We start from the raw sequence: 14,113 nt of genomic DNA on the forward strand, positions 1-14,113 counted from the left end.
TAGAAGAATAATGTATTCAGACAAAAAGAACATACTTCAGTTGGTGGCACTTCTCAAAGCGCACGGTGTGCGGAAAATAGTGCTTTGTCCCGGCAGCCGTAATGCTGCCATCGTACATACTCTGGCCAATATAGAGGACTTCACTTGTTATTCTGTAACCGATGAACGCAGTGCCGGTTTTTTTGCCATCGGCCTATCTTTACAAGGGGGAGGCCCTGCCGCAGTATGCTGCACTTCCGGTTCGGCCCTGCTGAACCTGCACCCTGCCGTAGCCGAAGCCTTTTACCAACAAGTACCTCTGATTGTCATTTCCGCCGACCGCCCCGCTGCCTGGATAGGACAAATGGACGGACAAACCCTGCCCCAGCCCCATGTGTTCGGAACGTTAGTCAAGATGTCTGTCAACCTGCCCGAAGTACATACTGAGGAAGACGAATGGTTTTGCAACCGCCTTATCAACGAAGCCATACTGGAAACCACCCACCACGGCAAAGGGCCTGTACATATCAATGTACCCATTTCCGAACCCATTTACCGCTTTACCGCCAAAACACTTCCCGAAGTACGTGTCATCACCCGTTATCAGGGACTGAGCGTGTACGACCGTGACTATAAGGAACTGATCGAACGGCTGAACAAGTACAACAAGCGCATGGTCGTGGTAGGCCAGATGAATCTGATTTACCTGTTCGAAAAAAAATATGTGAAACCGCTTTATAAACATTTCGCCTGGCTGACGGAACATCTGGGCAACCAGACCATCCCCGGCATTCCTATCAAGAATTTCGACGCCGCCGTTTATTCCATGACACCGGAACGCCAGGAAGACATGGCCCCCGAAATACTGATTACCTACGGCGGACACATCGTATCCAAACAATTGAAGAAATACCTGCGCAATCATCCCCCGCGCGAACACTGGCATGTTGCCGCCGACGGGAAGATAGCCGATTTATACGGTTGCCTGACCACCGTCATCGAGATGGATCCGTTTGAGTTCTTGGAAAAAATAGCTTTCCTGCTGGACAACAAACCTACCCATTATCCGCTGATGTGGGAAAACTATTGCAAAAACATTCCGATGCCGGACCTTGCTTATTCCGAAATCTCCGTTATCGGAAAACTCATCCGGGCATTGCCCGAACCCTGTGCCCTGCATCTGGCAAACAGCTCCACCGTGCGCTATGCACAGTTATTTACAGTTCCTCCCCAGGTGGAAATCTGTTGCAACCGGGGAGTGAACGGCATAGAAGGCTCCCTGTCCACCGCCATCGGTTATGCCGCCGCTTCCAGCAAGCTGAATTTCATCATCATAGGCGACTTGAGCTTCTTCTATGACATGAACGCACTGTGGAATCAAAATTACGGTGCCAACATCCGCATCCTGTTACTGAATAACGAAGGAGGAGAAATATTCCATACCCTGCCTGGAATGGACAAATCAAGCCGTTCCAGGGAGTTTATCACAGCCGAGCATTACACCACCGCCAAAGGCTGGGCGGAAGAACGCGGCTTTATTTACATGAAAGTGACCGGAGAAGAAGAGCTGGAAGAAGCGATGCAGCCATTCACCTCACCCGAGACACGGATGCAACCCATGCTGCTGGAGGTGTTTACCGACAAGGAAAAAGACACCACCCTGTTAAGAGAATATTATCACGGACTTAAAAATAAAAATGAATAATGGAAACAAGAGAATGGAAAACCATCAAAGAATATCAGGATATTCTGTTTGACTTTTACAACGGAATAGCGAAAATCACCATCAACCGTCCGCGTTACCGCAACGCGTTCACCCCCACCACCACTTCGGAAATCAGCGACGCCCTGTATTACTGCCGCGAGTGCCAGGATATCAATGTAGTGGTTCTGACCGGAGCAGGCGACAAAGCCTTCTGCAGCGGGGGAGATATGCACGTAAAAGGTCATGGCGGCTATATCGGCACAGATGGAGTTCCCCGTCTGAATGTGCTGGACGTACAAAAGCAAATACGGTCACTGCCTAAACCGGTCATCGCCATGGTAAACGGTTACGCCATCGGCGGCGGTCATGTGCTGCATGTGGTATGCGATCTGACCATTGCCTCAGAGAATGCCATTTTCGGACAGACAGGTCCCAAGGTAGGCAGCTTCGACGCCGGATTCGGCTCTTCCTATCTGGCACGCATCGTAGGGCAGAAGAAAGCCCGTGAAATATGGTTCCTTTGCCGTCAATACTCCGCACAGGAAGCACTGGAAATGGGATTGGTCAATACAGTCGTTCCTTTCGACCGCCTGGAAGACGAAACCGTGGCATGGGCAGAAAAGATGATGGAGCACAGCCCGCTCGCTCTTCGTATGATCAAAGCCGGACTGAATGCCGAACTGGACGGACAAGCCGGCATACAAGAACTTGCCGGAGATGCCACCATGCTGTATTACATGACAGAGGAAGCACAGGAAGGAGGAAAGGCATTTTTGGAAAAACGCAAGCCACGGTTCCAGGATTATCCGAAGTTCCCATAATCAGTGGTTCATTTTTCCGGTGGAGGACAACCCAATAGTCCTCCTTGCTTCCCATTAACCACTAATCACTAATAAGAATGTTCCAAACCCGAATTATAAAAAAACAATTACACTTCAAGCAACCGGCAGGTACTTCCAGAGGAGTATATACCACCCGGGATGTATGGTACATCCTCCTCACCGACACCGGCAGCCGCCACTATGGCGTGGGTGAATGTGCCCCTCTCCCTGCCCTGAGTTGTGACGATATCCCCTCATACGACGAGGTGTTGGCCACTGCCTGCAAGAACTTGGAAAAGAACGGGGAAATAGACCGGGAAGCCTTGCTTCCCTATCCGTCCATCCTGTTCGGTATGGAAACCGCCCTGCTGCATTTCCGGGCACGCAGCCTGCAATTCTGGCACACCCCGTTCAGCAAAGGCAAAGAGGGCATCCCCATCAACGGACTCATCTGGATGGGAAACTTTGACGAGATGTACCGGCGCATCGGGGAAAAGATGCAGCAAGGCTTCCGCTGCATCAAACTCAAAATAGGCGCCATCGACTTTGAAAAGGAACTGGAGCTGCTGGCGCACATCCGCCGGCATTTCACCCCAGCCCAAATCGAACTGCGTGTAGATGCCAACGGTGCTTTCTCTCCTGCCGATGCCCTCGAAAAGTTACATCGTCTTTCCGAATTCCAGCTCCATTCCATCGAACAGCCCATCCGTGCGGGGCAATGGAATGAAATGGCCCGGCTCTGTGCCGCCACCCCCTTTCCCATTGCACTGGATGAAGAGCTGATAGGCATCAACCGGCGCGACCGGAAAATAGAATTGCTGGAAACCATCCGTCCTCAGTACATTATCCTGAAACCTTCTCTGCACGGAGGAATCAGCGGCTCCGAAGAATGGATGGAACTGGCGGCTGAAAGAGGCATCGGCTCATGGGTCACTTCCGCTCTGGAGTCCAATATCGGACTGAATGCCATCGCACAATGGTGTGCCACCTTGCAGCCCGCCCTCCCCCAAGGACTAGGTACCGGCTTGCTGTTTACCGACAATATAGACTATCCGCTTCACATCGAAGGAGACTGCCTTTGGTTCCACCCCGAAGAACAAGAACCCGACTTACTAAACTGGCTGAAACAATGACAAAATTCTGCACCAATAGAAACAAACAGACCATTCTGATAGAAAGCATCCCCTACTCCAACTGGGAAATTGAAATGGTAAGAATGAATATCCCTGCCGACAACCGAAGTTTCCGGCAGGAACTTTTCTCCTTTCTTTCCGAATGGTTTGACCCGGCAGACACCCTGCCGGTACATACTTCAGGCTCCACCGGCAAACCCAAGGAACTGTATGTAGAAAAAGAACGCATGATGGAAAGCGCCTGCCTCACCTGTTCCTTCCTCGGACTGCAAAAAGAAGATTCCGCCCTGCTTTGTATGCCCTTGCAATACATTGCCGGAAAAATGGTGGTAATACGTGCCTTGGTAGCGGGACTGGACTTGCTGCCTGTCACCCCCTCCGGACATCCTTTAAAAGACCTGACAAAAGCACCCGTCTTTGCCGCCATGATCCCCATGCAAGTCTATAACTCACTGCAAGTTCCCGAAGAGAAAGCGATATTGCAACAAATCAGACACCTCATTATCGGAGGCGGTCCTATCGACTCCCAACTGAACGCTGCGTTAAAAGATTTCCCCCATGCCGTATGGTCTACCTACGGCATGACCGAAACCTTGTCACACATTGCCCTACGCAGACTGAACGGTCCTGAAGCTTCAGACTGGTACACCCCTTTCGAGAGCATACAGATCCGTCTGAGTAAAGAAAACACCTTGGTGATATACGCTCCCGAAATTTGCGAAAAAGAACTGGTGACCAATGACATAGCCGAGATAAACGGACAGAACCAATTCCGCATTCTAGGCAGAAAAGACAACACGATCAATACAGGAGGAGTAAAAGTGCAGATAGAACAAGTAGAGGCCGCATTGAAAGAACACCTGTCCGTTCCTTTCCTGATCACCTCCGCCCCCGACGAAAAATTCGGAGAAATCATTGTACTGCTTGCCGAAGGACAACTGCCCGACGACATAGAACAGACCTGCACACATCAATTACCTCCCTACTGGCGTCCCAAACGTTTTGTTCCGGTATTCAAACTTCCCCTGACAGAAACCGGGAAACCCGACCGTGCCATAGCCAAATTACTGGCGCAAAAATAACTCCGATCCATTCATAAAGGGTGAATTCAAAAACCAATCAAACGGTCTTTTTGAATTCACCCTTCTTTCTGTAAAAAAGAATAATTTTCCGTGTTCTCCTACAACTTACGGAAAGCTCAAATTGTTTTCCTATCAGTATATTAAAAAAATCAAATACACGTAGTTTTTTTCCGTTTTATTTTCCCTTATGTCCACTACTCCCGGTGGAATGTATCATTAAATTCTAATTTTGTGAAGCTAGATTTGATACAAAGTATGTTATATAATAACCCAAAACCACAGGATACCAAAGAAGGACTGTCCGACCAAGATTTCAGTATTTATATGGATGCGCACACAGTGCCTTTCAGCAAATACCCCTCTTATATGCCGGCAGGAGTTTTGGGTATATGTACCGAAGGAAATGCCGAGATCCAGGTTGGCCTCCGGAAATATGTTATTTGCGCAAACGATATTCTTATTTTCATGCCGGGATTCCTGGTTTCATTTATAAAATCCAGCCCGACTTTCACCATCGACTATTGTACTTTTTCAAATGTCCTTTTTTATGACGTGATCAATGGAAGTATCAAACGTTTTCCGACCGGTTTTCATACCTACACCCAGACCCACTGCGTCTATTCGCTATCCCAAGAGAAAGCGGAACAGTTCTCCATCTATTTCCGGTTATTATACAACAGAGCCACTTCGCCAACTTATTTATTTACAAAAGAATCTATTACCAATCTGCTGAAATTACCTTTTCTGGAACTTTATGCAGACTATTACAGCACGGTAAAAGAACATAAAGTCACCACCTTGCATAAAGAAGAAATCGGATACTTTTTTCTGGATTTGCTGTTAAAGCATTACAAAGAAAACAAAGAAGTGGCGTTCTATGCCGAAAAGTTGCATGTTTCCTCCAAATACCTGACTGAAGCCTTGACCCTGGTAAGCGGAAAATCCCCCAAAGAATGGATTATACATTATACCCTGCAAGAGATTTACGCACTATTGGAGAATCCATCCATCAGCATACAGGAAATCGTTCAAAGAACCCGGTTTGCCAATCTTGCCACCTTAAGACGTTTCTTCAAGCGGCATACCGGAACATCCCTGTTGCAATACCGGAAACAGGACTTATACAAAAATAATCAATAGGTACCTCAATAAAAAAATCAGCCCGTTCCACACATTCTTCCGGAACGGGCTGATCCCTCTATCTACCAAAACTTGTTGTTTTCCTTACTATACTCAAATCCGGCCGCCTTCAGTTTTTTCACCAACAGCTCCTTGTCTACATTCATATCATCACAAAGCTCGTCCAGCGAATGATAGCAGTCACGAAGTTTCATATTCACCATGCTGAAAAGCATCATCGGGTCATCAGGTAATTCCATATCAATATCTCCTTTTTAAAAATCGGCTGCAAAGTTACAAAACTTTTCATAATGACACGTATTCCATCGCCAAATATCGGTTTGACAAAAAGTTATCCCCTGCTTTTTATCCTATCAGTCCGTCAGCTTCACCGTTTCCATCTTCCCCGGAACCAAAGTAAGACGCGCCGTTCCATCCCTGTCTATCTCCACCTCCATATACCGGGCCCGGATAATGATCCTTCCGTCTACAGCCAGTACCCCCCACTGGCAGGAGCTGTCCTGATAGGCGCAATAACCACCCACCGGATGCAATATCCTCCGATAGACAGGTGGAATCAAAATCCGCTCCGCTGTCCTCAGCCCCCATTTCACTCCTATTTGAAAAGGTACGGCCTCCACACTCCTGCTGATTATACGCTGCCGTTTCCGTTCATACTCGCACTTCTCCTCACGCAAGCGTTTCTCCACACGCTCGTCCGCCTGTCTTCGGAGCAATGCCACCGCCTCATCAAAATCCTCACTCCGGTCCGACGGACGGTTACAGGCCACATAACGCTTTCCATGCCCTTTCTCCACATGATAATACCGTCCCTCCTCATCCATCACCACAATACTTTGATCCGGCAACCGTCCGCTCAGGTAATAAGCACGCTCCTCATCCCCCTCCAACAGACAAACCTGCGGTTCACAACAAAAGCCTCCATCTTCCATGCGGCGGCATCGGGAAGGCACTCTGCCATCGTACATCTTCACATAAAACCCCATCCACACGATGGACGAAGAAGGCAACCCGCATGTATTGGCATACACCTGCCTTGTCCTGCTGTAATAAGTACGGTTCACCTGTAACAATTCTATGCTCCCGTATCTGAGGACACGCGGGCGGACAGAATAACACCGGCCGTTCCGTAAATCCACATAAGACACCGAATTCCCGGCATGACGGACTTGCAACAAATCATCTTTCAGAAACCTCACCTCACGGCAATGCCCCGGTTCGGCCACCAAAGCCCCCGTATCATCCAGTACCCGGACACACCCGTTCCGAAGCCTCCCCACGGCAAAACGTCCTTTGATACTCAAAATCTCTTTAAACGAAGCGTCCGGCAACATCTCATCTCCCTTTTCCAATCCCCAAAGACCTGTTTCCTTATCTACAAATGCCCTCAGCCTGCATGACGGTGACTGCTCCTTCTCATCCGGCAAAGCCTGCTCTCTGATGGAAGAAAGCAAACGCCCGTGCTCCATAACCACCACCAAGTCCCCACCGGCTTCAGCCGGCCTTTCCACCACCGGAAAAGCGGTAACGGAAGCATCACAGTTCATCCGTCCGGGCAAACTCCCCTTTCCCGCCATCCGTCCCCGGAACATAGCATCCCAGTTCCATCGCTGTGTAGGAAGCCCGAAAATGCGGTACAGCCCCACATTGTCTATCAGCATACACGCCTCCTTGCCCTCCGATCTCCGCAATCCGCGCCCTACCTGCTGCAAATATTTAGCCAGTGACAAAGTAGGACGGGCCAGTTGTACAAACTCCACATCGGGACAGTCGAACCCCTCGCTGAATACATCCACATTCACCAGCACCTCGATTTTTCCATGTCTGAACTCCTCCACCATCCGCTTACGCTCCATAGCAGGAGTCTTGCTGTCCACAGCCACCGCATTCACTCCCCGCCTGCTGTAATACTCCGCTATCCGCCGGGCATGTTCAATGCTGATGGCATACACCATCCCCTTCTTGCCGGAAGCAAACTGCCTGACACTGCGGTACAGGCGCTCGATACCGGGACGCCTGTTCAGTACCGCATCCATCTCTTTCACCTGATAATCCCCATCGGCCCCCCGTTTCTCCAGACCGTCAATGAGCCGCTGCTCCTCGCTGCCGGGACGGATGGATACATAATCGAACACAGACAACACGCCTTTTTCAATAAACTCGGCAATACTCCACGAAGTAACCAGTACCTCGAACAGTTCCGTGAACCCCCTACGGTTCAGGCGGCAAGGTGTGGCAGTCACACCCAGTTTCTTTGCGGCAGGATAACGCTTCCACATCTCCGTGTAAGAAGCGGCCAAGGCATGATGAGCCTCGTCTATCACAATCAGTCCCGGAGCATCACCCGCCTCATTCCAGTGCCGGGACAGCCATTGGACAGACATCACCCTGACCGGAGTATCCTCCCTCCGGATACCATATTTAGCCAGCGTTTCCTCCATTTGCGCCACCAGTTCCCTACGATGGGCAATAAGCCATACCCCGCTGCCGGCAGAAGACACGAACTCACTGACCACAGATGCCAGCAAATGTGTCTTGCCCGTACCGGTAGGCATCTGCACCATCACACTCCGGTGAGCTTTCCACGCTTCCATCAGACGTGTTTTCATCTCTATCTGATAATCCCGCAACATAAATAATTTGCCGATTTGCTAACGTGCCAATGGAGTAAGAGGATAACTGAAAAAATTATTTACTAGCCAGCATATTATTAATCTGCGCCCGTATATTGGCTATCGTACCGCCCGACACAAGCCGTTTGGCAAAAGGTAGCAACGACTTGATGAAAGCCGCTTTCACCACCGTGTGTTTGTCTACATTCCTACAGTTCTCATCGGCCAGCATCTTTCCTACCACCACCGCCAGTTCGCGTGCCGTGGTACACTCTCCCAAAAGTATCTTGTAAGCCCTCATCACCTTTATATCGGGTATATAGACCGATACGTAAAATTCATCATCCGACAGTTCCGCCGGCTCCTGTGCCGGCTTCTCATCCGTCACACTTTCTGTACTCTCCGTTTTCTCAGAATCTTCCGGTTGGTCGGCGGCCTCATCACCCCGGTCGCCATAAAAGTTCTGAATGGCGGAAGACGCCACAGGGGCAATCAGATTGTTTCCGCCATAAATATTTATCATCATATCAGGTTTTTCATTCATATACTATTTCTTTTCTCTATTCTTTAATTATTATCAACAGATCGTTAATCAAAATCCATATTTTATCAATATATAATCAATAGCATGCACCAATAGTAAACAGATAGTAAACGGTTATGAACCGATTTCCATACGTCATTCCCTACCCGTATATTTGTGCAGATAAATCAAAATCAATTTCTTTTATGAAAGAATACATCATGTCATTTTTCAATGCACCCGTCACCAATAAAATACCCACATGTATATGCAGTGTGGCAGGGCTTCATACCTACATCAGCACCAATCCGCAACTGGAAGAACTGACGCGTAAAGTCAGAGCCGGACTCGGAGACAAGCAAGTGTTCCGAAAGAATAAACAGACCCTTTTACCGTATGTCACTCCGGCAGGTATCTTCTCTTACTGCAAAGAGCAATGCATGCAAGTTCCTTCGGGCCTCTTTGTCATAGATATTGACGAACTGGCTTCCACCGAAGAAGCGGCAATGTGGCGCGACCGCCTCTTTGCCGATGAAGTGCTGCACCCCGTACTTTCCTTTGTCAGCCCCGGAAACCAGGGAGTAAAACTGTTTATCCCTTACCGCATAAACCCTTTCCTGAGCGTGGAAGAATCCTTCGACAATGCCCTGCACACCGCATGGGAGTATCTGGAATGGAAATACGAACTGAAAGTGGACAGGGCCAATGCCGACTTGTCCAGAGCCTGTTTTCTGTCGCACGACGGAGAAGCGAAAATCAATAACCATAAATATTAAAAAATGAACGATTCTATTTCTATCTTGGAACAGCTGGTAACAGCCATCGAACAAGCGGGAGTCAATGTGGCCCCCACCTATCAGGAATATATGCCGCTGGCCTTTGCCATAGCCAACAGTTGCGGAGAAGAAGGACGCACCCGGTTCCACCGCATCTGCCGCATATCCGAAAAGTACCACCACGATGAAGCAGACAAACTGTACGGACATGCCCTGACCAAAGGAACAGGCAGAAATTCCCTGGGAACCGTCTTCCATCTGGCAGAGGTGGCCGGGGTGAAAATGGACCCGAAACTTGCAAACTTGCAGAACTTGCAGTCTCTCCACACCCACACACGTGCGCGCGTATCCTATAATGCCCATCCGGATGCTTCCGACGGGACTCCGCCCGATGCCGTTTTCACGGACCCAGCCTCCCCCCTGTCCGACGGCGTGTCCAAGACCATCCTCCCTGCCCGACTTCCCTCTTTCCCCGACTACCGCTGGCCCGCCTTCCTGCAAGGAATCATAGACTGCGGTAACTCTCCCGCCCAACGGGATATCCTGCTGCTGGGTGCGGCAACCGTGCTGGGAAGCACCCTCAACAAACTGGTAAGTTTTGTGTACGGACGAAAGCACAAGTATCCCTGTCTGCAAGTATTCGTCACCGCGCCTCCCGCTTCCGGCAAAGGTGCGCTGACCTAGGTACGCCGTTTGGCAGAACCCATACACAACGCGCTGCTGGACACCTACCGGGAAAAAATAAAGACCTACCGCATGGAAAAGACCAAATGGGACACTTTGGGGAAGGAAAAGGCAAATACCCCCGAACCCGAACAGCCCCAGCTGAAAATGCTCCTCATAGCCGGCGACAATACCGGTACAGGCATACAGGAAAACCTGATGGACTCCGGAGGCGTAGGACTGATATGCGAAACCGAGGCCGACACCGTGAGCACCGCCATTGGAGGCGACCACGGACACTGGAGCGACCTCCTCCGGAAATGTTTCGACCATGACCGGCTGGCCTACAACCGGCGCACCAATCACGAATACCGCGAATGTAACGTCACGTTCCTCTGCGTACTTCTCAGCGGCACGCCTGCACAAATCAAGCCCCTTATCCCATCGGCCGAAAACGGATTGTTCTCTCGCCAGCTGTTCTACTATATGCCTGCCATTGAAGAATGGGAAGACCAGTTCAACGAAGCGGATACAGACTATGACTCCCGTTTCCTGAAATGGGGGGCACAATGGAAAGAAGTGCTGGACGCCATCACCGCTTCGGTGAGCAACATCAACATGAAGCTCACCCACGAGCAAAAAGAGATATTCAACTTCCACTTTGCCCGCGTATTCGGACGAGCCTCCGCCATTCACGGCAACCAGATGAAAAGCGCCGTAACCCGTATTGCCATCAATATCTTCCGCATCATAAGCATTATCGCCCTGCTGCGCTCTCTGGAATCCCTGCTGCCGGGAGGCGAAAGGAGCGGTGAACCACAGGAAAATATCGTGCGTACCCTGCTGAACTGTCCCGGACTGACCCCGTCGGCCCATATTCCACAAGAAAACATAGCAGACGGAATCGTACCGCAATTCAACCTCTCCATCCGCACCGACGACTTTTATGCCGTGCTGGCCCTGGTGGAACCTCTGTACCGCCATGCATGCCACATTCTCTCGCTCCTGCCCGCAGGAACCCCCACCGCACCATCGGCGAACATGACTCCCGAAACCCTGTTCGACTGCCTTCCCCTGCGCTTCACCCGCAACGAAGCCATCGACAAAGGAGAACAGGTAGGAGTTCCGGCAGGCTCGGTGGACTCGCTGCTGAAACGTATGACCGAACGCGGACAGCTGGTCAAAGTGGGGCGTGGCGAATACGAATTCAACGCGCGCATGCACACACGTACGTGTGTGGGTGTGAGAGAGAGTGCAAGTTCTGCAAGTTTGCAAGATTCCTGAATTTAAAATGTATAAATATGAAAGATTTCCTTTATTTCCCATCCATGACAAAAGGTAGCCTGGCTCTGCTCTATTTTCCCGGTTCAAATCCCCGGATAGCCACCCGGCATCTGATGAGGTGGATAAACGGCTGTCCCCCTTTGATGGAAGAGTTATCCGCAACGGGTTACCATACCTCGCAAAAAGTCTTCACGAGCCGCCAGGTGACACTGATCAACCGGCATCTGGGCAGCCCCGGATAGCCCTGCAAGCTCTTTGGAACAGGATGAAAGCCATAAAGTGCCACAAGGTGTCATAAAGCGTCAGCACGCATTTCACAGTACCTATCTTTGCAATGTCAACAATGAGGGAGCCGATACGTTACTAACCTTCGGCCTAGCATGTTACTAACATGTAACCCCATACGTTACTAACCTTCAGCCTTACACGTTACCTACGTGCAATCCGCAAGAAAAGTAAAGTATTCTCCCTCTTCACTGACGAAATTCATTTTTTATTTTTCATCTCTTAAAACCCTATTTATCATGATCAACTACAGCACCTGCATGCGTGGTAACCCCACCGACAAAGACGCGGCCAAGAAGGCGTATGCCAACGCCCAGTACTCACAAGTAATGACACTGGACAAGTTCTGTTACCACATTGCCAGCCACGGATGTGTATACTCGCGCGCCGATATCCAAGCCATCCTTATTCTTGCCGTGGACTGCCTGCGCGAGCAGTTGTTGAACGGACAGCAGATACAGATGGGCGATCTGGGCGTATTTTCGAACAGTATCCGAAGCCTCGGCGCCCCTTCGATGGCAGAGTTCACTGTGGAGAACATCACCGAGGTGAACGTACTGTGGGCTCCGGGCGTCCGTTTCAACAACCTGCGCCAAGATGCCGAATTCCAACTGGTTCCCACGCGCAAGGCAGCCGCCGAAGTAGTGAAGGCATTGAAGGCCGGAAAGACTACGGTAGACCTGACGGGCAATTCTTCTGCCGCCGGCATTGCCGCTGACGACGCTGACGCCTCCCGCATTCCAGCCGCCTCCGGCGAACCGGCAGACGAAAATAGCTGACCGGCTTGTTCCGCTCCACAGAGATAGCATGATGTGATTATGGAACACGGGCGACACGGACTCTTCTTTCACTCCCCCGTGTCCGTCCGCCAGTTCCGTAACCTCCTTTTGTTCCATTCGCATTTTAAACTGACAAAAAACAGATATTTCCATGAATGAATCCAACCACGAATCCAAGAAAATCACCTGGACACAAATCCTCCGGGCAGTTATCCAGGCAGCCATCGCGGCACTCACCGCTTTGGGCATTACCAGTTGCGCATCCCTCATCTAAAGAACAAACACAACATTTTCCAATTCTCAATTTATTATGATACAAGAAACATTCCCAATGATAATCGGTGAGGAAGAAATGAAAAACGAACGCCAACTTCTCACCGTAGAGGACGGACCGCTGATGCAAGGACGCGAATCAGTGCGATACCTCATCCTCCACTGTAGCGCCACACGTTGTGACAAAGACTATACTGCCGAGCAATTACTTCGTGACCATAAGACCCGTGGTTTCCGGACTGTAGGTTACCACTTCTATATCCGTCGCGACGGCACCATCACCCAGCACCGCAAACTGCTGGAAGTGGGGGCACACTGCCGTCCCTGGAACCGTTGCAGCATCGGCATCTGCTACGAGGGCGGTCTGGATGCGGACGGACATCCGGCAGACACCCGGACCGCAGAGCAGACAGAACAGCTTACCTTGTTGCTGATGCGTCTGGCAAAGCTCTTTCCCGGTGCCCGGATAAGGGGACATAGGGATATGAGCGGAAGCATCCCGAAGGCTTGTCCGTGTTTTGACGCGGAAGGGGTGTTCGGATATTTGGAAAGGTAATTTCTTTTTCCAAGGTTTCCCTTTGCCAGTGTTCGTTTCAGCTCTCAAGTAGAGAGTGATACTACTGGCAGAGGGAAGTTTTTTACTAAGATCATCCGGTCGGTACCGACACACCGAAACAGACTATCATATAGATAAAAATTCTTCCTGTTACGGGTTATTGTATAATCCGCGTTTATTTTTAAAGCTGAATAAATCCTAATCGGATAATCTTCTTTATTATTAAAGCTCCGGGAACAAGCGCTCTCGTTCCCGGAGCTCCCCCTGCACTTTTCACAAAGGACAAGGGTTCTGATCTAACATTAGTGCCGGCTATGTTCCATTTCCGGCCGGCAGACGGAAATAACAGGCTGCAAAAACAAAGTTTTTTAACTGCTAAATTACTAAGGACCCTCATCGAGAAGGATCGTTAAGAACAGCCCGTTTCGTATTTTCCACTCCAAAATGCAATTTGGAGTGGAGCTCGCCCTGCTCCGGACGCCCCCTCCTCTCCTAGGAGGGC

General features: G+C 50.1%; 13 protein-coding genes and 1 pseudogene. 11 read left to right on the forward strand and 3 right to left on the reverse strand.

All coding sequences use genetic code 11. The annotated features are described in order from the left end of the window. Positions 1-10 precede the first annotated feature (10 nt). The 5 genes from menD to RE317_RS17460 all read left to right on the forward strand — a co-directional run bounded on the left by menD (position 11) and on the right by RE317_RS17460 (position 5,860). Positions 11-1,684, forward strand: coding sequence for a 2-succinyl-5-enolpyruvyl-6-hydroxy-3-cyclohexene-1-carboxylic-acid synthase (gene menD, locus RE317_RS17440; RefSeq protein WP_117873891.1), 1,674 nt, complete (start codon positions 11-13; stop codon positions 1,682-1,684). Further along, positions 1,684-2,505 carry a 1,4-dihydroxy-2-naphthoyl-CoA synthase gene (gene menB, locus RE317_RS17445; protein ID WP_005840491.1) on the forward strand — a complete coding sequence of 274 codons (822 nt, stop codon included), beginning with the start codon at positions 1,684-1,686 and terminating at the stop codon, positions 2,503-2,505. Before menD ends, menB begins: the two co-directional genes overlap by 1 nt. Before the next feature lie 77 nt (positions 2,506-2,582). Beyond that, positions 2,583-3,638, forward strand: a complete 1,056-nt coding sequence (locus RE317_RS17450; protein WP_117616317.1) for an o-succinylbenzoate synthase — start codon at positions 2,583-2,585, stop codon at positions 3,636-3,638. After that, positions 3,635-4,720: an AMP-binding protein gene (locus tag RE317_RS17455; RefSeq protein ID WP_005840495.1), complete on the forward strand. Its 1,086-nt coding sequence runs from the start codon at positions 3,635-3,637 to the stop codon at positions 4,718-4,720. Before RE317_RS17450 ends, RE317_RS17455 begins: the two co-directional genes overlap by 4 nt. A 255-nt stretch (positions 4,721-4,975) precedes the next feature. After that, positions 4,976-5,860 (forward strand): helix-turn-helix domain-containing protein, encoded by an 885-nt coding sequence (locus RE317_RS17460; protein ID WP_008781967.1) that lies wholly within the window; start codon positions 4,976-4,978, stop codon positions 5,858-5,860. A 62-nt stretch (positions 5,861-5,922) separates the two neighbouring features. Here RE317_RS17460 and RE317_RS17465 read toward each other — a convergent pair whose 3' ends face one another. From RE317_RS17465 to RE317_RS17475, 3 genes are all read right to left on the reverse strand, one after another. Continuing rightward, positions 5,923-6,099 (reverse strand): DUF4250 domain-containing protein, encoded by a 177-nt coding sequence (locus tag RE317_RS17465; RefSeq protein WP_005840500.1) that lies wholly within the window; start codon positions 6,097-6,099, stop codon positions 5,923-5,925. A gap of 114 nt (positions 6,100-6,213) precedes the next feature. Beyond that, a complete protein-coding gene (locus RE317_RS17470) occupies positions 6,214-8,493 on the reverse strand; it encodes a DEAD/DEAH box helicase (RefSeq protein ID WP_117697325.1) in 2,280 nt (759 codons plus the stop codon). A gap of 55 nt (positions 8,494-8,548) precedes the next feature. Continuing rightward, positions 8,549-9,016, reverse strand: a complete 468-nt coding sequence (locus RE317_RS17475) for a hypothetical protein (protein ID WP_005840504.1) — start codon at positions 9,014-9,016, stop codon at positions 8,549-8,551. 185 nt (positions 9,017-9,201) lie between these two features. On the opposite strand from RE317_RS17475, the gene RE317_RS17480 reads away from it, so the two are divergent. The 6 genes and pseudogenes from RE317_RS17480 (at position 9,202) to RE317_RS17505 (ending at position 13,611) form a co-directional block, all read left to right on the forward strand. Next, positions 9,202-9,771, forward strand: coding sequence for a BT4734/BF3469 family protein (locus tag RE317_RS17480; protein ID WP_005848379.1), 570 nt, complete (start codon positions 9,202-9,204; stop codon positions 9,769-9,771). A 3-nt stretch (positions 9,772-9,774) separates the two neighbouring features. Beyond that, a pseudogene (locus RE317_RS17485) lies at positions 9,775-11,718 on the forward strand (DUF3987 domain-containing protein). Between the two features lie 17 nt (positions 11,719-11,735). After that, entirely contained in the window at positions 11,736-11,960 is a 225-nt protein-coding gene (locus RE317_RS17490; protein WP_005840510.1) for a DUF4248 domain-containing protein, read from the forward strand. A 282-nt stretch (positions 11,961-12,242) separates the two neighbouring features. Next, a complete protein-coding gene (locus tag RE317_RS17495; protein WP_005848387.1) occupies positions 12,243-12,782 on the forward strand; it encodes a hypothetical protein in 540 nt (179 codons plus the stop codon). A 151-nt stretch (positions 12,783-12,933) separates the two neighbouring features. Next, a complete protein-coding gene (locus RE317_RS17500) occupies positions 12,934-13,056 on the forward strand; it encodes a smalltalk protein (RefSeq protein ID WP_151061839.1) in 123 nt (40 codons plus the stop codon). A gap of 36 nt (positions 13,057-13,092) precedes the next feature. Beyond that, a complete protein-coding gene (locus RE317_RS17505) occupies positions 13,093-13,611 on the forward strand; it encodes an N-acetylmuramoyl-L-alanine amidase (protein ID WP_008781964.1) in 519 nt (172 codons plus the stop codon). Positions 13,612-14,113 lie beyond the last annotated feature (502 nt).

The organism is Phocaeicola sp. GP0067, from assembly GCF_031119655.1.
Taxonomy (GTDB): domain Bacteria; phylum Bacteroidota; class Bacteroidia; order Bacteroidales; family Bacteroidaceae; genus Phocaeicola; species Phocaeicola vulgatus.